We start from the raw sequence: 16,837 nt of genomic DNA on the forward strand, positions 1-16,837 counted from the left end.
TCCTTAATCTTGTGTCGCACGACGCCAACGCGTCCCTTGCGGTGTATCTTCTAGTAAAATATCTTGTGCTGCTAGTTCTTCGCGAATTTCATCTGAACGCGCAAAGTCACGGTTCTCACGGGCTGCATCACGTTCATCAATCAATGCTTGAATTGTTTCGTCAGCCAATTCTTCTTGCGCCAAGTCATCAACTCCGAAGATATCCATCAACTTAGCTAATGTTTCTAGAATCAAGTTAACGTCACTTGTGACCACAACGTTTTCTTGTGAAGTTGTGTTAGCCAATTCAACTAGATCGTAGATAGCTGACAACGCGTTTTGTACGTTAAAGTCATCATCCATAGCTTCGTTGAATGTGTTAACGATTGTCGCAACTTGAACAAGTGTTTCTGGGTTAATACCTTCTTGTGCATCCGCCAAACGGAATTGCAAGTTACGGTATGCCGTACGGATACGGTTCAAGTTGTTCGTTGCTTGTTCTAGGTTCGCTGTTGAGAAAGCAATTGGGCGACGGTATTGTGTGCTTGCCATGAAGAAGCGCAAAGCCAATGGGTCGCTCAATTCTTGCAACAAGTCGTGGACTGTTGTGAAGTTACCTAATGACTTAGACATCTTCTCTTGTGCATCCCCAACTGTCACAAATCCATTGTGCAACCACTTGTGCACGAATGTTTCGCCAGAACGTGCTTCTGATTGTGCAATTTCATTTGTATGGTGTGGGAAAGCCAAATCGATTCCACCACCGTGGATATCAATATTGTTACCCAAATACTTAGTAGACATGACTGAACATTCAATGTGCCATCCTGGACGTCCTGCTCCCCATGGTGAATCCCATGAAATAGCGTTGTCATTAGCTGCTGACTTCCAAACAGCGAAGTCCATTGGATCTTCCTTACGGTCTTGTTCTTCATCATCCAAACGACCTGCAGCATTATGCTCCATTTCGTCTAGGTCTTGGTGAGCCAAGTGACCGTAATCAGGGAACTTACGTGCACGGAAGTACACATCCCCTTCTGCAACATAAGCGTAGTCCTTGGCAATCAAGTCTTCTACGAATGTGATAATTTCTGGAATGTTATCTGTGGCACGTGGTTGTACCGTAGCAGGCTTAACATTCAAGGCAGCTGTATCTTCAAAGTAAGCTGCAATATAACGGTCCGCTAGTTCAGGTACTGTAATACCTTCTTCAGCGGCTGCTTTAATCATCTTGTCATCAACGTCAGTGAAGTTAGAAACAAAGTTAACTTCGTTTCCACGGTATTCCAAATAACGTCGAATAGTGTCAAAGGCAATAGCAGAACGTGCGTTTCCAATATGAATGTAGTTATACACCGTTGGTCCACAGACGTACATGTTAATGACCCCTGGAGTTACCGGTTCAAACGTTTCTTTTTCTAAAGATAATGTATTAAATACTTTCATTCTTGATAGTTCTCCTTACCTTATTATTTTCATGCTTTTTATAGAGCATATGTCGATTAATTGTTTCTCTTTAAGCATACTTAAACAAAGGGTTAACGTCAATGAAAGGGGCTAAAACACTCTAATAATCTCTCTATTTTTACATCGTCTTTTTCATTGATTTGAATAAGAAAAAACTCTATCACCTCAGTGATAGAGTTCGTAAGTAGATTCGGTTTAACGCCACCATTGGTCAAAGACTGTAACTGGTCCACGACGCTTGTGCATTGTGCGGTTATACCAACCTTCAATCTTAGTTGCGGCATCGTCTGAAACTGTCTTACCTTCTAGGTAGTCGTCTAGGTCATCATATGTGACACCTAGCGCAACTTCATCAGGTAATGATGGACGGTCTTCTTCAAGATCAGCTGTTGGCACCTTTTCATACAAGTGCACAGGTGCTCCTAGCATTTCCAAAATTTGACGTCCTTGACGCTTAGTTAGACGGTATAGTGGCGTAATGTCCGCTGCACCATCCCCAAACTTTGTGTAGAATCCAGTCACTGCTTCGGCTGCATGATCCGTTCCAATCACAACACCACCAACTTCACCAGCCACCGCAAATTGTGAAATCATACGTTGACGGGCTTTGATGTTTCCTTTGTTGAAATCAGAAACAGACATCCCCGCATCGGTTAGTTGCTTAACTGACGCTTCGGTTGCACCTTGAATATTAACACGAATTGTTTGGTCTGCATTTTGCCAGGCAATTGCATCCAACGCATCTTGTTCATCAGCTTGTTCATTGTATGGCAAACGCATTGCAATAAACTTGTATCCTGCATCTCCAGTTTCTTCGCGCAATTCTTCCACGGCTGTTTGTGCCATTTTACCGGCTAACGTTGAATCTTGCCCACCAGAAATACCTAATACATAAACTTTTAGTCCTGTCTTCTTTAGGTATTCCTTCAACAAATCAACGGAACGACGGTATTCAACCATCGGGTCAATCGTTGGTTGTGAGCCTAAAGCGGCAATAATTTCTGCTTGTTTCGTTGTCATGATTAGTCCTCGTTGATATCCTTTGGCAATGCTTCTTCAGTCACTGCAATACGCTTTACGAATCCTTGTACTTCTTCAATCAAACTCATCTTGTTTTGCCAAGCCTTCTTAGATAGATCGACTGGGTATTCTTGTGGGTTCAAATCACGACGATATTCTGCCCACAATGCTTGCAAGTTTTCTTGAGAGTATGCACGAATTTCAGCCAAGTCTGGTGATTCATAGACAATCTCACCATCCACAACCACATCATGCAACAAAGGACGTGCTGTGTAATCAGTAATCGTCTTGTTTAGGTATGGGTAGTTCGGATTGAACATGTACACACCTTCTGGGTCATCCTTAGGGTTTTCATCCCATAGGGCAACATAGTCACCTTCAGACTTACCATCCGCATTTGATGTAATACGCCAAACTTGCTTCTTACCTGGTGTAGAAATCTTCGCAGCCGTTCCAGAAATCTTAATGGTGTCGACCATCTTACCGCGTTCGTTCTCAATTGAGACAACCTTGTAAACACCACCTAGTGCTGGTTGATCGTACGCTGTAATCAACTTAGTTCCAATTCCCCAGACGTCAATCTTGGCATCTTGGCGCTTCAAACTCGTAATTGTTTCTTCATCCAAATCATTAGATGCGTAGATCTTGGCATCTGGGAAACCAGCATCATCCAACATCTTACGCACACCCTTAGACAAGTAAGCCATGTCTCCTGAGTCAATGCGAACACCTAAGAAGTTAATCTTATCACCAAATTCACGCGCCACCTTAATTGCGGCAGGTACACCAGAACGCAATGTGTCATAAGTATCTACTAAGAATACACAGTCACGGTGACTTTCGGCGTACGCCTTGAAAGCTTCATAATCACTACGGTAAATTTGAACCAAACTGTGCGCATGTGTTCCAGAAATTGGAATACCAAAAATCTTACCCGCGCGGACATTTGAAGTTGCATCAAATCCTCCAATGTATGCAGCACGTGTTCCCCATAGTGCGGCGTCCATTTCTTGGGCACGACGTGTTCCAAATTCCATCAAAGCTTGATCCCCAACAACGCTTCGAATACGTGATGCCTTTGTCGCAATCAATGTTTGATAATTAATGATGTTCAATAATGGTGTTTCAATTAGTTGCGCATCAAAAACGGATCCTTCGACTTGCAAGATTGGTTCATCATTGAAGACTGGTTCTCCTTCACGAGGCGCACGGACAGTTCCCTTAAAGCGCCAGTTCTCCAAGTAATCAATGAATTCTTCACTGTATGAACCTGTTTCACGTAGGTAGGCAATATCCGTTTCTGAAAAGTGCAAACCACGTAAGTATTCTAAGACGCGTTCCAGACCTGCAAAAATTGCATATCCATTCTTAAATGGCAGCTTACGGAAATACATTTCATAAACCGCGTGACGGTTATTAATTCCTTGATCAAAATATGTTTGCATCATAGACAGTTGATAAGCATCGGTGTGCAATGCTAGGCTATCATCCGCGTAATGTAATGACATGATGTTTCTCCACTTCCCTCTTGTGACGTTTTTAATAAGTACTATTTTACCACACACTATACAAACCGCCCTTATAATTCTACATATGACTAAACCGATCAATTTCGACTACATCCCATAATATAAAAATCGCCTATGTGCTCTTTACATCACCCATTAATTAGTTAATAATTAACGCCATGCCTTACAGAGGAGAATTTAATATGCAATTATATTTTTTATGCACTGGTAATTCATGTCGTAGTCAAATAGCAGAAGGATTTGCCAAACACTATTTGCCTACTGATTGGACGATTAAAAGTGCCGGAATAGAAACTCACGGCTTAAATCCTAATGCTGTCAATGTTATGCAAGAAATCGGAATTGATATTTCAAATCAAACCTCAAACTTAATTGATCCTGATTATTTAAATTCTAGTGACATTATTATTACGCTATGTGGGGATGCCAAAGACAAGTGTCCTATGACACCTCCCCATATCAAGCGATTACACTGGGATCTACTAGATCCTGCACAAGCAACAGGAACACCTGAGCAAATTATTCAAGTGTTTAGAGATACGCGCGATACTATACAAGAGCTCGTCAAATCCTTGCAACCTTAGGGTTATTAGTTCTAGGATAGTCATTCATGGCATAAATCTATGTACATTAAATAAATATTTTTCACTTACTATTTGACAACGAAAATAAAATCTATTATTATTACTCACAAGTATTAGAACTAAACAAAGTGATCAGGAAAGTAATTTGGATTTATCCTCCTCAGAGAGACAACGGTGGTGCAAGTTGTCGTGTGATAACCAAATGAAAATGACCTGTGATTGGCGTTGATGAGCAGCAAGTCTGTAAGTTAACGACGGATTGGTCTCCGTTATCAGGACACACGAATCGGCATAGCATCATTTCGCTCACTGCCTGCTCGTTGCAAGGTCTTTTTGGGTAACCAAAAGATAAACTAGAATGGTAACACGAGGTGACTCGTTTCTATTGTGTCTTTCGCAGCTGCGACACATAGGAACGGGTCTTTTTTTGTGCCATAAAATTTAAGGAGAGAGATTATGAATACGAAATTGAAAATTGCTGGAACTGCATTAGCTACTTTTGCCCTAACTGTAACTGGTATGGGATTACTAACTACTGAACGTCCAAATAATGGTACTTCAAGTAATAATGACTCACCTACTGTAACGATTGGGTTAGTTGGTTCATCTGATAAGGAATTATGGGATTCTGTTGCTAAAACCGCTAAGGATGAATACGGTATTACGGTTAAGACCAAGACATTCACTGATTACAATCAACCTAATAAAGCTGTGGCAGACGGTTCAATTGACTTGAACGCCTTCCAGCATAATGACTTCTTAAAGAACTGGAATGCTTCAAACAATAACCAATTAGTCGGCATTGGGGATACAGCCATTTCACCCCTGCGTCTTTACTCAGATTCTTTGAAGACTGTATCAGACTTTAAGGCTGGTGACACCATTGTTGTTCCTAACGATCCGACTAATGAAGCACGTGCATTACAACTATTGGCCCAAGCAAAGCTAATTGATATCAAGAAAACAGCAATGCCTACTGTCAAAGACATTACTAAAAACAATAAGGATTTGAAGATTAAGGCAGTTGCCGCTGACCAAACTGCTTCAAACCTAAAGTCAGGTAATGTGGCCGGGGCCGTTATCAATTCTAACTACGCCGTTGAAGCTAAGGTCGATCCAGAAACTGCAATCTTCGTTGAGCCACTAACTAAAGCATCTAAGCCATGGATTAACATTATTGCAGCTAAGAAGGATCAAAAGGATAATGACAACTACGCTAAGGTCGTGAAGTCATTCCAAACAGAAACAACAAAACAATACTTCAAAAAGCACTGGGGTGACACTCAAATTGCAGCTTGGGATTTGGATCTAAAATAAGGAGTTCTTATGCCGATTATTGAATTAAAGAATATTAACGTCACATTTAAACAAGGACAACGTAATATCGTTGCTGTGCAAAATGAAAGCCTAACTGTTGAAGCTGGTGACATCTACGGTATCGTAGGTTACTCAGGAGCTGGTAAGTCTACGCTTGTCCGTAACATTAACCTACTCCAACGCCCAACATCTGGGGAAGTTATCATTAATGGTCAAGACCTAACGAAGCTATCTTCTAAAGACTTACGTAATCAACGTAAGAAGATTGGGATGATTTTCCAACACTTCAATTTGCTAGATGAAATCACAGTCTTTGATAATGTCCTACAACCACTAAAGCACGCTTCACTAAGCACAGCTGAAAAGAAAGCTAAAGTTTCCGAGCTATTAGAATTAGTTGGTCTATCTGATCGAGCTGGTAACTACCCGTCACAACTATCTGGTGGTCAAAAGCAACGTGTTGCCATTGCGCGTGCGTTGGTTAATGATCCTGACATCTTGCTTTCTGACGAAGCAACGTCTGCGCTTGATCCACGTACAACGAACCAAATTTTGAAACTACTAAAAGAAGTTAATCAAACATTGGGTGTCACAATCATTATGATTACCCACGAAATGCAAGTCGTTAAGGAAATCGCCAATAAAGTTGCGGTGATGGAAAATGGTCACATTATCGAACGTGGTTCACTACTTGAAATCTTTACCAACCCACAAAAGACCCTAACTAAGGACTTTATCAATACAGCTACTAATCTAGATGCTGCATTAGAAAATGTCCAAGAACTATTGGCGACACGTCCCTTAGATGCGAATAGTAAACTTGTCCAAATCCACTATGTTGGAAATGATACAGCACAACCATTGTTAGCAACAATCTATGCTGATTACGGCGTGGCACCAAACATTCTATACTCAAACATGGAAATCCTAACACAAACACCTGTAGGACTCGCTATCGCAGTCTTTAGTGGTCCAAGTGAAGCTGCGATTAACGACGCACTACAACACTTCCGTGATCAAGGTGTTGGTATCAAAATCTTAAATGAAGGAGGAAATGCCAATGCTTAATTGGATTGAAACGAATTTCCCTAACGTCTATAACCTAGGTTGGACCGGTGACGGTGCCTGGGGAACATCTATCTTTGAAACACTATACATGACTTGTGGTTCTGCGATTTTCGGTGGTCTACTTGGTTTAATCTTTGGAATCGGATTGGTTCTAACTGATGCGAACGGTATTATGCCTAATAAGGTTGCTTTCCAGTTCCTAGACAAGTTTGTCTCAATTGGCCGTGCAATTCCTTTCATTATCATGGTTGTTATCTTCTCTCCATTGACGCAATTCGTGGCCGGAACAACAATCGGTCCAACTGCTGCATTAGTGCCCCTTTCATTGGGGGTATTCCCCTTCTTCGCGCGCCAAGTGCAAGTTGCCCTCCTAGGTGTATCTACTGGTAAGGTTGAAGCAGCACGTTCATACGGTGCAACCAACTGGGACATCATTACATCCGTTTACCTACGTGAAGGTCTATCAGAACTAATTCGTGTTTCTACAGTCACAACCATTAGCCTAGTTGGATTAACAACGATGGCGGGAGCTATTGGTGCCGGTGGTTTAGGAACTACTGCCATTGTTACTGGATACCAACGTTTCCAACCCGATGTTATGTGGACAGCCACAATCATCGTGCTACTATTGATCCTATTAATTCAATTCACTGGTGATGCTTTAGCTAAGCTAAGCCGTCACGGTTAACCAGTAGTTATTTAACACAGCGTTGTTTAATAAATCATCTAAATATACAAAAAGAACCTCAATCTAACACATCGTTAGACTGAGGCTCTTTCTTTATCAATATATCCATCCAGGGTACATCATTTCAATACCGATCGCTGTTGATACAACGTACTCATCCATAATGACCCGAATATAAAAACCCCATGGCATATCTACCAAGAGGTTTTATGTTATCGATGGTAATTGTAGATACAAAAAAACCTCACACACTAAGAGGCGCGACACGAGTGTCATTCAACCTAGACTCGGCAATGCCATCATCATAGCGGTTTATACCTCAAAGCATGAGAGATTTGATTGTTAATGTAAAGTAGTTACTTTAGAATTAGTCAACCAATTGCAAAAGAACCATAGGAGCAGCGTCTCCACGACGTTGGTCCATCTTTAGAATACGAGTGTAACCACCCGCACGACCCTCAAAGCGTGGTGCAACTTCGTTAAACAAGTATTGCACAGCATTTTGAATCTTAACGTTTTCTTCTTCAGAAACGTTTACGTCCGCAACTACGTTACGTAGGAAAGCAGCAGCCTTACGGCGTGATGCCAAGTCTCCATGCTTACCTAATGTAATTATCTTATCAGCAGTACGGCGAACTTCCTTCGCACGTGCTTCTGTAGTTTGGATTGATCCGTTGATCAACAATTGTGTTGTCAAGTCGCGCAACAAAGCCTTACGTTGTGCGCTAGAACGTCCTAACTTACGGTATCCCATGAGTGTATTCTCCTTTACTTGGATTTATCTATTTAGGTTTAGTCTTCCTTGCGGAAGCCTAGTCCTAGTGCTGTTAGCTTATCTTGGATTTCGTCAAGTGACTTACGTCCAAGGTTACGCACATTCATCATTTGGTTTTCTGAGCGATCAGTCAACTCTTGAATCGTGTTAATTCCAGCACGCTTTAGACAATTGTATGAGCGAACTGAAAGGTCCAATTCTTCAATCGGAACTTCCGCATGCTTGCTCGTTGTTGTTTCTTCCTTGTCTAGCATAACTTGTGTTTCCACCGCACGCTCTGACAATTCAACGAATGGGTTCAAGTGGTCTGACAAGATACGAGCTGCCAATGAGATTGCCTCAGTAACAGAAAGTGATCCATCAGTCCAGATGTCCATTGTCAACTTGTCGAAATCGTTACGTTGACCAACACGAGTTTCTTCGACTTGGTAGTTAACGCGTTCGATAGGGGTGTAGATTGAATCAATTGCTAGAACTCCGATTGGCATGTTTGAATGCAATTCTTTGTTCTGATCTCCTGAAACATACCCACGTCCACGTTCCGCTGTAAGCGTCATGTGCAACGTTGCCCCTGCCGCAACAGTGGCGATGTGCAAATCCTTGTTCAAGATTTCAACATCCGCATCACCGATGATATCACCGGCAGTAACCATTGCTGGACCATTTACGTTAACTTCGAGTGTTTTTGCATCATCGCTATCAATACGCATTGCAACCTTTTTAAGGTTTAGGATGATTTGCGTAACATCTTCAACAACGCCTTCGACGGTTGAAAATTCGTGCAAAACTCCATCAATTTGTACTGAGTTGATTGCAGCCCCTGGTAATGAAGACAACAAAACACGGCGTAGGGAATTCCCTAGAGTAGTTCCATAACCACGTTCAAGCGGTTCAACCACAAACTTACCGTAGTTACCATCATCTTCAACCAAAGTAATCTTTGGGTTTTCGAATTCAAGCATACTGTTTGTCCCCTTTCAAAGCGTTTTGTGAACTAGTTGTAGTAACAATTAGACACGACGACGCTTTGGTGGGCGACATCCGTTGTGTGGTACTGGAGTAACGTCCTTAATTGAAGTTACTTCCAAACCAGCAGCGGCCAAGGCACGGATAGCTGATTCACGTCCTGAACCAGGACCCTTAACAGTAACCGCTACAGTCTTCATTCCGTTTTCCATTGCTCCCTTAGTAGCAGCTTCGGCGGCCATTTGCGCAGCAAATGGAGTTGACTTACGGCTTCCCTTGAAACCAAGAGAACCAGCTGAAGACCAAGCAACAGCATTACCTTGAACGTCTGTGATCATAACGATCGTGTTGTTGAATGTTGCGTGGATGTGAACTACACCTGCTTCAATATTCTTCTTAACACGACGCTTACGAGTATTACGACCTGCCATAATCAAGTAATCTCCTTTCTTTAAAAATTAATTACTTCTTCTTACCTGCAATTGCAACAGCTGGGCCCTTTCGAGTACGAGCATTGTTCTTCGTGTTTTGACCACGAACAGGCAAGCCCTTACGATGACGGATACCACGGTATGAAGCCATTTCTTGCAAGTTTTTAATGTTCATTGAGATTTCGCGACGCAAGTCACCTTCCACCTTAATTCCGTCTACGACGGCACGGATGGCGTCTTCTTGGTCGGGAGTCAAGTCTCGAACACGAACATCTTCTGAAACACCAACTTCACTCAAAATGTTTTGAGCAGTAGTGCTACCGATTCCATATACATATGTCAATGCGATCACGATACGCTTATCGCGAGGCAAATCAACACCAGCAATACGAGCCATTACGATTACCTCCTATAAATTTTATATATTTTAAGGAAAAATTACTTTCCTTGACGTTGCTTGTGCTTTGGGTTTGCTGAGCAAATCACCATAACACGACCGTTACGCTTGATAGTCTTACAACTATCGCACATAGGCTTAACAGATGGACGAACCTTCATGATATTTACCTCCCCTTGGGTTTTTTAACTTGACTATTTAATGTAGCGGTATGTGATACGGCCCTTAGTCAAGTCGTATGGCGACATTTCTACCGTTACGCGATCACCGGGCAAGATACGAATGAAATTCTTACGGATCTTACCTGATACGTGAGCTAAAATTGTCGCTCCGTTTTCCAATTCAACGGTAAACATGGCATTTGGTAATGTTTCTTTAACAATACCAGAAATTTCAATAACATCTTTGGCCACGTTGTTGCCTCCTTAGTGTGACATTGGAGAACGTAACAAGTCATTATAGCAGACAATATATATTTATTCAACATTTATTGTCTGAGACTTATTACCCTTCCAAATTATCAAGTACCTTTTCTACATCGGCGAACACTTGGCTAAGTTCACGTGTTCCGTCAATTTCATGCAAGATGTTTTTATCTGCATAGTAATCGGCGATAGGTTGTGTCAACTTTCCGTTAACATCCAAACGATTCTGAATAACTTCAGGTGTATCGTCTGCACGTCCGCGGGCCATCATACGTTCAACCAACACGTCGTTATCAGCTGTGAAATAAAGAACGCCGTCAATTGAGCGATCGTTCTTTGCCAACATAGTTTGCAATGCCTCAGCTTGGTCAATGTTACGTGGATAACCATCTAGAATGAATCCAGCTGATGTATCAGGTTGAGCCAAACGCTCTTCCACAATACCGTTCGTAACTGAATCGGGAACTAGGTTACCTGAGTCCATGTAAGACTTAGCTTCCAAGCCCAATTCTGTTTCGTTCGCCATTGCTTCACGGAACATATCTCCAGTACTGATGTGCGGCAAGTTGTATGCTTCCACAATCTTTGCAGCCTGAGTACCTTTTCCTACGCCTGGTAGTCCCAGGAGAATGATATTCTTGCTCATTTTGCTTCGACTCCTTCTTGAATAAATCCAACATACTGTCGCTTCATCATCAATCCTTCAAGCTGGCGAATTAAGTCAATTGCGACACCAATAACGATCAAAATTGACGTTCCTGACATTGCAAGGTTACTGTCCAACCCGAAGAAATAAGCGGCTAGGATTGGGGCCAAAGCGACAAATCCTAGGAATAGCGATCCGACTGATGATAAACGCAATAGAAGAGATGAAAGCCATTCTTCAGTTGCCTTACCAGGACGAACACCAACAATATAACTACCTTGCTTTTGCAAGTTCTCCGCAATCTTTTCAGGATTAATCTGAACGAAAGCGTAGAAGAATGTAAACAAGATAATAAGAGTGGTATACAAAATCCCACCTTGCAAAGTTTGCATGTCTAGGAATTGCATCGCCGTTGTATACCAACTAGCATCACCAAACTTTCCCGCAAACAATTGTAGAATTGTTTGTGGTGTCACGATAAGTGACGAAGCAAAGATGACGGGAATCACACCAGCAACATTGACTTTCAAAGGTAAGTAAGACGTGCTTCCTGAACCCTTTGATTGTCGTGTATATTGCATTGGAATCTTGCGAATAGCTTGGTTAAACCAAGTAACAAAGCTAATCACAACGACAAAGATAATTGCCAATCCCAATAGGAAAGCCCAACCACGCGCTTGGTCAGGACTTGCGATAATGTGTTCCTTAAATAGTTGATACACATCTGCAGGGAATCGAGAAATGATTCCTGCAAAAATTAGCATTGAGACACCTTGCCCAAGACCACGGTCTGTGATCATATCACCCAACCAGACAGCGAACATAGTTCCTGCTGTTAGGATGAAGCCGATCAAGATGTAAGTCTTAGTATCTGGTGTTGTCACCAAATTAACCTGACTCAATTGATTAAATCCTGCCGTGATACCAATAGATTGGACAAACGCCAGAATAATAGTCAAATAGCGGGTCACTTGGTTCAACTTACGTCGACCAACTTCACCTTGTTTTGACCATTCAACAAATCGTGGCACAATATCCATTTGTAGGAGCTGTACCACGATCTGTGCTGTAACGTATGGTGAAACTCCCATTGCGAACAATGAGTAATTAGTTAAACCACCACCGCTAAACATATTCAAAATGCTGCCGAGCCCAGAATTTGCAACTTCACTTAGTGCCATAGTATTAATACCAGGAATGGTAATATGAGCACCTAATCGGTAAACAATCAGTATCAATAAGGTAAACAACAACTTGTTACGGATGTCCTTTTCCTTAAGTGAGTTGAGCACGGTTTTTAGCATTAGATCACCTCTGTCTTACCACCAGCAGCTTCAATAGCTGTTACTGCTGTTGCTGAGAACTTGTGAGCCTTAACAGTCAATGACTTAGTCAATTCACCGTTAGCCAAGATCTTGATGCCGCTCAATTCGTTCTTAACGATTCCAGCTTCTACCAACAATGCTGGTGTAACTTCTGAACCGTTATCGAATTGATTCAACACGTCAAGGTTTACTACAGCGTATTCCTTGCGGTTGATGTTAGTAAATCCACGCTTTGGGATACGACGGAACAAAGGCATTTGTCCCCCTTCAAATCCCATACGTACCTTACCACGAGCCTTTTGACCTTTTTGACCACGTCCAGCAGTCTTACCATTACCTGATGATTCACCACGTCCGACACGGTTGCGGACCTTACGTGAACCTTCAGCTACTTGGAGTTCATTAAGCTTCATTAGGTTGTACCTCCTTCAGAGCAATCTGTTCAGCTTACTTAACTACTTCAACAGTAATCAAGTGAGCAATCTTAAATAGTGCACCACGCGTTGCAGCGTTATCAGGCAATACGGCTGATGAGTTCACTTTGTTCAAACCAAGTGACTTAACAATCGCACGTTGATTTGGCTTACGGTGAGCAGCACTCTTAACAAGTGTAACCTTTACTTGATCGGTCATTTGTCTGCCTCCTTAATCTGCCAAGTGCTCAAGTGAGACTTGACGCAACTCAGCAACTTCTTCAGCGTTCTTCAATGATTGAATAGCTTCAAAAGTTGCGCGTACAACGTTGATTGGTGTTGATGAACCTAGAGACTTTGCAGTCACGTCAGCAACTCCAGCCAATTCCAATACGGCACGAGCAGCACCACCGGCTGCCACTCCAGAACCTTCAGCGGCTGGCTTCAATAGAATGCGGCCACCGTCGAAGACACCCAAAGTAGAGTGAGGAAGGGTCGTACCAACAGTTGGAACAGAGATAATGTTACGCTTTGCGTCTTCAATCGCCTTACGGATTGCTTCAGGCACTTCTTGCGCCTTACCAGTTCCGAAACCAACGTGTCCATTGCGGTCACCAACTACTACAAGAGCTGCGAAACGTAGACGACGTCCACCCTTAACAACTTTTGTAACACGGTTAATACCAACAACGTTTTCTTCTAGTTCGCCTAGCGTTTTTGGATCGATATAAGCCATTTTAATTTCCTCCTTCCCTTAGAACTTCAAACCAGCTTCACGAGCAGCTTCGGCCAAGGCTTGTACACGTCCGTGGTATAGGTAACCACCACGGTCAAATACTACAACTTCGATGTTAGCGGCCTTAGCGCGCTCTGCGATCAAAGCTCCAACCTTAGAAGCTTGCTCAGTCTTTGGAGCAGTCTCAACTGACTTGTCCAAAGTTGAGGCACTAGCAAGCGTCACACCCGCTACGTCATCAATTAATTGAGCGTAGATGTTCTTGTTAGAACGGTAAACGTTCAAGCGTGGGCGCTCTGCAGTACCAGAAATCTTACCACGAACACGAGTGTGTCGGTGTTGACGCACTTTATTCTTGTCTGACTTCGTAATCATTGTTCGTAACCTCGTTTTTCAAATAAATTGAAAGATATACGGATAAGTAAATCGGGAACGTTGCTTGTCCCGTCTCAGCCAATGGCTAAGATTACTTACCAGTCTTACCTTCCTTACGTGCAACGTGTTCGTTTTCGTAACGAATACCCTTACCCTTGTATGGTTCAGGTGGACGTACGGCGCGGATTTCAGCAGCCAAGTCTCCGACTAGTTGCTTGTTGATTCCTGAGATGACAATTGTCAATGTGTCAGGAACTTCCACTGTCAAACCTTCACGGGCCTCAAAGTTAACTGGGTGTGAGTAACCAACGCTCAATACAAGGTCTGATCCTTGCATTGCGGCACGGTAACCAACACCGACAAGCTTCAAAGTCTTCTTGAAACCTTCTGAGACACCCTCAACCATGTTAGCAACATTGGCGCGAGTTGTTCCGTGAAGTGCCTTAATACGACCTTCGTCTGATGGACGTGTGAAAGTAACTTCTGTACCTTCAACGTTAAATCCAATTTCAGGCGCGATTTCGCGTGAAAGAGTTCCCTTAGGACCCTTAACAGTAACAACGTTACCTTCACGTGAGATTTCAACGCCAGCTGGCAAAGTCAAAACTTTGTTACCAATACGACTCATGTGTAGACACCTCCTATATTAGTTTTTATATTACCAAACGTAAGCTAATACTTCGCCACCAATACCCTTGGCGCGAGCTTCTTTGTCGGTGATAACACCTTCTGAAGTTGAAATGATAGCAGTTCCCAATCCGTTCAATACCTTAGGCACAGCATCTGACTTTACGTATGAACGCAATCCTGGCTTTGAAATACGCTTCAAACCAGTGATAACACGTTCCTTGTCAGAACCATACTTAAGGAAAACACGGATGACACCTTGCTTGTCATCTTCAATGTATTCAACGTCACGAACATATCCTTCATTCTTTAGAATTTCGGCGATGTCCATCTTGATCTTTGATGCAGGTACTAGAACTGAATCGTGACGAACCATGTTGGCGTTACGAATACGAGTCAAAAAATCTGCAATTGGGTCAGTCATTGACATTGGTTTTCCTCCTGTAATTAAATGTTTTAATCAGTAAATGATTACTTAGCGAAAGGCATACCCATTTGAGTAAGCAATTCACGACCTTCTTCGTCTGTGTTGGCAGTCGTCACAATGACGATGTCCAAACCACGAACACGGTTAACGTTATCGTAATCAATTTCTGGGAAAATTAGTTGTTCACGGATTCCTAGAGTGTAGTTTCCACGACCATCAAAGGCCTTTGGTGAAACTCCACGGAAGTCACGAACACGTGGCAATGAAATGTTAACCAACTTGTCTAAGAAGTCGTACATACGTTCACCACGCAAAGTAACCTTAGTACCGATTGCCATACCTTCACGCAAACGGAAGCCAGCGATTGACTTCTTAGCGCGAGTGATAACTGGCTTTTGACCAGCAATCAATTCAAGTTCAGCAACAGCTTCATCCAAGTTCTTTGAGTTAGAAACAGCGTCACCAACACCCATGTTCAAAACGATCTTTTCGATCTTAGGTGCTTGCATGATTGAAGTGTAGTTAAACTTTTCGATCAACGCAGGTGTCACTTCGCTAACGTATTGTTCCTTTAAGCGATTTGCCATGATAATGATTTCCTCCTTTCACCTAAAAATTATGCTAAAGTCTTTCCAGACTTCTTTGCGTAACGTACCTTCTTACCATCTTCAACCTTGTAACCAATCTTTGTTGGTTCGTTAGTAGAAGGGTCAAGCAATTGTACGTTTGAAACGTGGATAGGAGCTTCTAGCTCAATAATTCCACCTTGTGGGTATTGGTTATTTGGCTTTTGGTGCTTCTTAATCTTGTTCACACCTTCCACAACAACACGGTCTTGAGTCTTCAACGTCTTTGTAACAACGCCTTCCTTACCCTTGTCCTTGCCGGCGATAACCATAACCTTGTCACCAGTCTTTACAAACATGCGAGGCTTCCTCCTTGATTTAGTGATGGTAAATTACAATACTTCAGGTGCCAATGACACGATTCGCATGTAATCACTGTCACGCAATTCACGCGCAACAGGTCCGAAAATACGAGTACCAACTGGGCTCTTGTCATCCTTGACGATAACTGCAGCGTTTTCGTCAAACTTGATGTATGAACCGTCAGTACGGTGAACTCCTGAAACGGTACGAACGATAACGGCCTTAACGACGTCACCCTTCTTTACAGTACCACCAGGGATAGCTTGCTTAACAGTTGCGACGATCATGTCACCGATACCGGCGAACTTGCGACCTGATCCACCCAAAACCTTAATAGTTAGGATCTCACGGGCACCTGAATTGTCAGCAACCTTCAAACGACTCTCTTGTTGAATCACGATTTTGTCCTCCTTCCGTTATTGGTAAGATTCGAGATTAACGATTAGATAATAACAGCCTTCTCGACGATTTCTACCAAACGGAAGCGCTTTGTAGCTGATGTTGGACGCGTCTCCATGATGCGTACAATATCACCTTGCTTAGCTTCGTTGTTCTCGTCGTGAGCCTTAAACTTCTTCGTGTACTTAACACGCTTACCATATACAGGATGGTTCTTGTAAGTTTCGATGGCAACAGTGATTGTCTTATCCATCTTATCTGAAACTACGCGTCCTTGGTAAACTTTACGTGCGTTACGATTTTCAGTCATATCG

General features: G+C 42.5%; 25 protein-coding genes and 1 other annotated feature. Of the genes, 4 read left to right on the forward strand and 21 right to left on the reverse strand.

Going from position 1 to position 16,837, the window contains the following annotated elements:
• Window positions 1-3: 3 nt before the first annotated feature.
• The 3 genes from cysS to KHQ31_RS06735 all read right to left on the reverse strand — a co-directional run bounded on the left by cysS (window position 4) and on the right by KHQ31_RS06735 (window position 3,974).
• The gene (gene cysS, locus KHQ31_RS06725) at window positions 4-1,425 is read right to left on the reverse strand and encodes a cysteine--tRNA ligase (RefSeq protein WP_213408822.1); all 1,422 of its coding nucleotides are present in this window, start codon (window positions 1,423-1,425) and stop codon (window positions 4-6) included.
• Window positions 1,426-1,641: 216 nt separating this feature from the next.
• On the reverse strand, window positions 1,642-2,466 hold the full coding sequence (gene nadE, locus KHQ31_RS06730; RefSeq protein WP_213408823.1) for an ammonia-dependent NAD(+) synthetase: 825 nt from the start codon (window positions 2,464-2,466) through the stop codon (window positions 1,642-1,644).
• 2 nt (window positions 2,467-2,468) lie between these two features.
• Entirely contained in the window at window positions 2,469-3,974 is a 1,506-nt protein-coding gene (locus KHQ31_RS06735) for a nicotinate phosphoribosyltransferase (RefSeq protein WP_213408824.1), read from the reverse strand.
• 203 nt (window positions 3,975-4,177) lie between these two features.
• On the opposite strand from KHQ31_RS06735, the gene arsC reads away from it, so the two are divergent.
• The 4 genes from arsC to KHQ31_RS06755 all read left to right on the forward strand — a co-directional run bounded on the left by arsC (window position 4,178) and on the right by KHQ31_RS06755 (window position 7,652).
• Window positions 4,178-4,579 carry an arsenate reductase (thioredoxin) gene (gene arsC, locus KHQ31_RS06740; protein WP_213408825.1) on the forward strand — a complete coding sequence of 134 codons (402 nt, stop codon included), beginning with the start codon at window positions 4,178-4,180 and terminating at the stop codon, window positions 4,577-4,579.
• Between the two features lie 119 nt (window positions 4,580-4,698).
• Window positions 4,699-4,966, forward strand: a binding site (T-box leader).
• Between the two features lie 69 nt (window positions 4,967-5,035).
• On the forward strand, window positions 5,036-5,896 hold the full coding sequence (locus KHQ31_RS06745; protein WP_213408826.1) for a MetQ/NlpA family ABC transporter substrate-binding protein: 861 nt from the start codon (window positions 5,036-5,038) through the stop codon (window positions 5,894-5,896).
• Window positions 5,897-5,905: 9 nt separating this feature from the next.
• Entirely contained in the window at window positions 5,906-6,964 is a 1,059-nt protein-coding gene (locus KHQ31_RS06750) for a methionine ABC transporter ATP-binding protein (RefSeq protein WP_213408827.1), read from the forward strand.
• A complete protein-coding gene (locus KHQ31_RS06755) occupies window positions 6,957-7,652 on the forward strand; it encodes a methionine ABC transporter permease (protein WP_213408828.1) in 696 nt (231 codons plus the stop codon). Before KHQ31_RS06750 ends, KHQ31_RS06755 begins: the two co-directional genes overlap by 8 nt.
• A gap of 367 nt (window positions 7,653-8,019) precedes the next feature.
• Here the strand turns inward: KHQ31_RS06755 and rplQ are convergent, their stop codons facing one another.
• From rplQ to rpsQ, 18 genes are all read right to left on the reverse strand, one after another.
• Complete coding sequence (gene rplQ, locus KHQ31_RS06760) at window positions 8,020-8,406, reverse strand: 50S ribosomal protein L17 (RefSeq protein WP_213408829.1); 387 nt, start codon at window positions 8,404-8,406, stop codon at window positions 8,020-8,022.
• 38 nt (window positions 8,407-8,444) lie between these two features.
• Complete coding sequence (locus KHQ31_RS06765) at window positions 8,445-9,389, reverse strand: DNA-directed RNA polymerase subunit alpha (RefSeq protein ID WP_213408830.1); 945 nt, start codon at window positions 9,387-9,389, stop codon at window positions 8,445-8,447.
• A 48-nt stretch (window positions 9,390-9,437) separates the two neighbouring features.
• Window positions 9,438-9,824, reverse strand: a complete 387-nt coding sequence (gene rpsK / locus KHQ31_RS06770) for a 30S ribosomal protein S11 (protein ID WP_213408831.1) — start codon at window positions 9,822-9,824, stop codon at window positions 9,438-9,440.
• Between the two features lie 31 nt (window positions 9,825-9,855).
• Entirely contained in the window at window positions 9,856-10,221 is a 366-nt protein-coding gene (gene rpsM, locus KHQ31_RS06775; protein WP_009765017.1) for a 30S ribosomal protein S13, read from the reverse strand.
• Window positions 10,222-10,262: 41 nt separating this feature from the next.
• The gene (rpmJ, locus tag KHQ31_RS06780) at window positions 10,263-10,382 is read right to left on the reverse strand and encodes a 50S ribosomal protein L36 (protein ID WP_009765018.1); all 120 of its coding nucleotides are present in this window, start codon (window positions 10,380-10,382) and stop codon (window positions 10,263-10,265) included.
• 33 nt (window positions 10,383-10,415) lie between these two features.
• Window positions 10,416-10,634, reverse strand: a complete 219-nt coding sequence (infA, locus tag KHQ31_RS06785; RefSeq protein ID WP_009765019.1) for a translation initiation factor IF-1 — start codon at window positions 10,632-10,634, stop codon at window positions 10,416-10,418.
• 91 nt (window positions 10,635-10,725) lie between these two features.
• Window positions 10,726-11,292 (reverse strand): adenylate kinase, encoded by a 567-nt coding sequence (locus tag KHQ31_RS06790; protein WP_213408832.1) that lies wholly within the window; start codon window positions 11,290-11,292, stop codon window positions 10,726-10,728.
• Window positions 11,289-12,596: a preprotein translocase subunit SecY gene (gene secY, locus KHQ31_RS06795; protein WP_213408833.1), complete on the reverse strand. Its 1,308-nt coding sequence runs from the start codon at window positions 12,594-12,596 to the stop codon at window positions 11,289-11,291. The genes KHQ31_RS06790 and secY overlap by 4 nt, the downstream gene beginning before the upstream one ends.
• Window positions 12,596-13,030 carry a 50S ribosomal protein L15 gene (rplO, locus tag KHQ31_RS06800; RefSeq protein WP_009765022.1) on the reverse strand — a complete coding sequence of 145 codons (435 nt, stop codon included), beginning with the start codon at window positions 13,028-13,030 and terminating at the stop codon, window positions 12,596-12,598. Before rplO ends, secY begins: the two co-directional genes overlap by 1 nt.
• Before the next feature lie 34 nt (window positions 13,031-13,064).
• Window positions 13,065-13,250: a 50S ribosomal protein L30 gene (gene rpmD, locus KHQ31_RS06805; RefSeq protein WP_009765023.1), complete on the reverse strand. Its 186-nt coding sequence runs from the start codon at window positions 13,248-13,250 to the stop codon at window positions 13,065-13,067.
• A 12-nt stretch (window positions 13,251-13,262) separates the two neighbouring features.
• A complete protein-coding gene (gene rpsE / locus KHQ31_RS06810; protein WP_213408834.1) occupies window positions 13,263-13,766 on the reverse strand; it encodes a 30S ribosomal protein S5 in 504 nt (167 codons plus the stop codon).
• An 18-nt stretch (window positions 13,767-13,784) separates the two neighbouring features.
• A complete protein-coding gene (rplR, locus tag KHQ31_RS06815) occupies window positions 13,785-14,141 on the reverse strand; it encodes a 50S ribosomal protein L18 (protein WP_009765025.1) in 357 nt (118 codons plus the stop codon).
• Between the two features lie 91 nt (window positions 14,142-14,232).
• Entirely contained in the window at window positions 14,233-14,769 is a 537-nt protein-coding gene (rplF, locus tag KHQ31_RS06820; protein WP_213408835.1) for a 50S ribosomal protein L6, read from the reverse strand.
• A gap of 30 nt (window positions 14,770-14,799) precedes the next feature.
• The gene (gene rpsH, locus KHQ31_RS06825) at window positions 14,800-15,198 is read right to left on the reverse strand and encodes a 30S ribosomal protein S8 (RefSeq protein WP_009765027.1); all 399 of its coding nucleotides are present in this window, start codon (window positions 15,196-15,198) and stop codon (window positions 14,800-14,802) included.
• 41 nt (window positions 15,199-15,239) lie between these two features.
• Window positions 15,240-15,782 (reverse strand): 50S ribosomal protein L5, encoded by a 543-nt coding sequence (gene rplE, locus KHQ31_RS06830; protein ID WP_213408836.1) that lies wholly within the window; start codon window positions 15,780-15,782, stop codon window positions 15,240-15,242.
• A gap of 29 nt (window positions 15,783-15,811) precedes the next feature.
• Window positions 15,812-16,120: a 50S ribosomal protein L24 gene (gene rplX / locus KHQ31_RS06835; protein ID WP_009765029.1), complete on the reverse strand. Its 309-nt coding sequence runs from the start codon at window positions 16,118-16,120 to the stop codon at window positions 15,812-15,814.
• Between the two features lie 33 nt (window positions 16,121-16,153).
• On the reverse strand, window positions 16,154-16,522 hold the full coding sequence (rplN, locus tag KHQ31_RS06840) for a 50S ribosomal protein L14 (RefSeq protein WP_009765030.1): 369 nt from the start codon (window positions 16,520-16,522) through the stop codon (window positions 16,154-16,156).
• Window positions 16,523-16,566: 44 nt separating this feature from the next.
• Complete coding sequence (gene rpsQ, locus KHQ31_RS06845) at window positions 16,567-16,833, reverse strand: 30S ribosomal protein S17 (protein ID WP_213408837.1); 267 nt, start codon at window positions 16,831-16,833, stop codon at window positions 16,567-16,569.
• Between the last annotated feature and the right edge of the window lie 4 nt (window positions 16,834-16,837).

Source organism: Weissella ceti (assembly GCF_018394055.1).
GTDB classification, from domain to species: domain Bacteria; phylum Bacillota; class Bacilli; order Lactobacillales; family Lactobacillaceae; genus Weissella; species Weissella ceti.

Bases quoted from the DNA above. Each gene is read 5' to 3' on its own strand.
- rplX (WP_009765029.1), bottom strand. From the start codon at position 16,120: ATGTTTGTAAAGACTGGTGACAAGGTTATGGTTATCGCCGGCAAGGAC.
- rpmJ (WP_009765018.1), bottom strand. From the start codon at position 10,382: ATGAAGGTTCGTCCATCTGTTAAGCCTATGTGCGATAGTTGTAAGACT.
- arsC (WP_213408825.1), top strand. From the start codon at position 4,178: ATGCAATTATATTTTTTATGCACTGGTAATTCATGTCGTAGTCAAATA.
- KHQ31_RS06735 (WP_213408824.1), bottom strand. From the start codon at position 3,974: ATGTCATTACATTACGCGGATGATAGCCTAGCATTGCACACCGATGCT.
- KHQ31_RS06750 (WP_213408827.1), top strand. From the start codon at position 5,906: ATGCCGATTATTGAATTAAAGAATATTAACGTCACATTTAAACAAGGA.
- rpsM (WP_009765017.1), bottom strand. From the start codon at position 10,221: ATGGCTCGTATTGCTGGTGTTGATTTGCCTCGCGATAAGCGTATCGTG.
- rplQ (WP_213408829.1), bottom strand. From the start codon at position 8,406: ATGGGATACCGTAAGTTAGGACGTTCTAGCGCACAACGTAAGGCTTTG.
- nadE (WP_213408823.1), bottom strand. From the start codon at position 2,466: ATGACAACGAAACAAGCAGAAATTATTGCCGCTTTAGGCTCACAACCA.
- rplO (WP_009765022.1), bottom strand. From the start codon at position 13,030: ATGAAGCTTAATGAACTCCAAGTAGCTGAAGGTTCACGTAAGGTCCGC.
- rplE (WP_213408836.1), bottom strand. From the start codon at position 15,782: ATGGCAAATCGCTTAAAGGAACAATACGTTAGCGAAGTGACACCTGCG.
- rplF (WP_213408835.1), bottom strand. From the start codon at position 14,769: ATGAGTCGTATTGGTAACAAAGTTTTGACTTTGCCAGCTGGCGTTGAA.
- rplR (WP_009765025.1), bottom strand. From the start codon at position 14,141: ATGATTACGAAGTCAGACAAGAATAAAGTGCGTCAACACCGACACACT.
- cysS (WP_213408822.1), bottom strand. From the start codon at position 1,425: ATGAAAGTATTTAATACATTATCTTTAGAAAAAGAAACGTTTGAACCG.
- rpsK (WP_213408831.1), bottom strand. From the start codon at position 9,824: ATGGCAGGTCGTAATACTCGTAAGCGTCGTGTTAAGAAGAATATTGAA.
- rpmD (WP_009765023.1), bottom strand. From the start codon at position 13,250: ATGACCGATCAAGTAAAGGTTACACTTGTTAAGAGTGCTGCTCACCGT.
- rpsE (WP_213408834.1), bottom strand. From the start codon at position 13,766: ATGGCTTATATCGATCCAAAAACGCTAGGCGAACTAGAAGAAAACGTT.
- KHQ31_RS06745 (WP_213408826.1), top strand. From the start codon at position 5,036: ATGAATACGAAATTGAAAATTGCTGGAACTGCATTAGCTACTTTTGCC.
- rpsQ (WP_213408837.1), bottom strand. From the start codon at position 16,833: ATGACTGAAAATCGTAACGCACGTAAAGTTTACCAAGGACGCGTAGTT.
- KHQ31_RS06755 (WP_213408828.1), top strand. From the start codon at position 6,957: ATGCTTAATTGGATTGAAACGAATTTCCCTAACGTCTATAACCTAGGT.
- KHQ31_RS06790 (WP_213408832.1), bottom strand. From the start codon at position 11,292: ATGAGCAAGAATATCATTCTCCTGGGACTACCAGGCGTAGGAAAAGGT.
- secY (WP_213408833.1), bottom strand. From the start codon at position 12,596: ATGCTAAAAACCGTGCTCAACTCACTTAAGGAAAAGGACATCCGTAAC.
- KHQ31_RS06765 (WP_213408830.1), bottom strand. From the start codon at position 9,389: ATGCTTGAATTCGAAAACCCAAAGATTACTTTGGTTGAAGATGATGGT.
- rpsH (WP_009765027.1), bottom strand. From the start codon at position 15,198: ATGTCAATGACTGACCCAATTGCAGATTTTTTGACTCGTATTCGTAAC.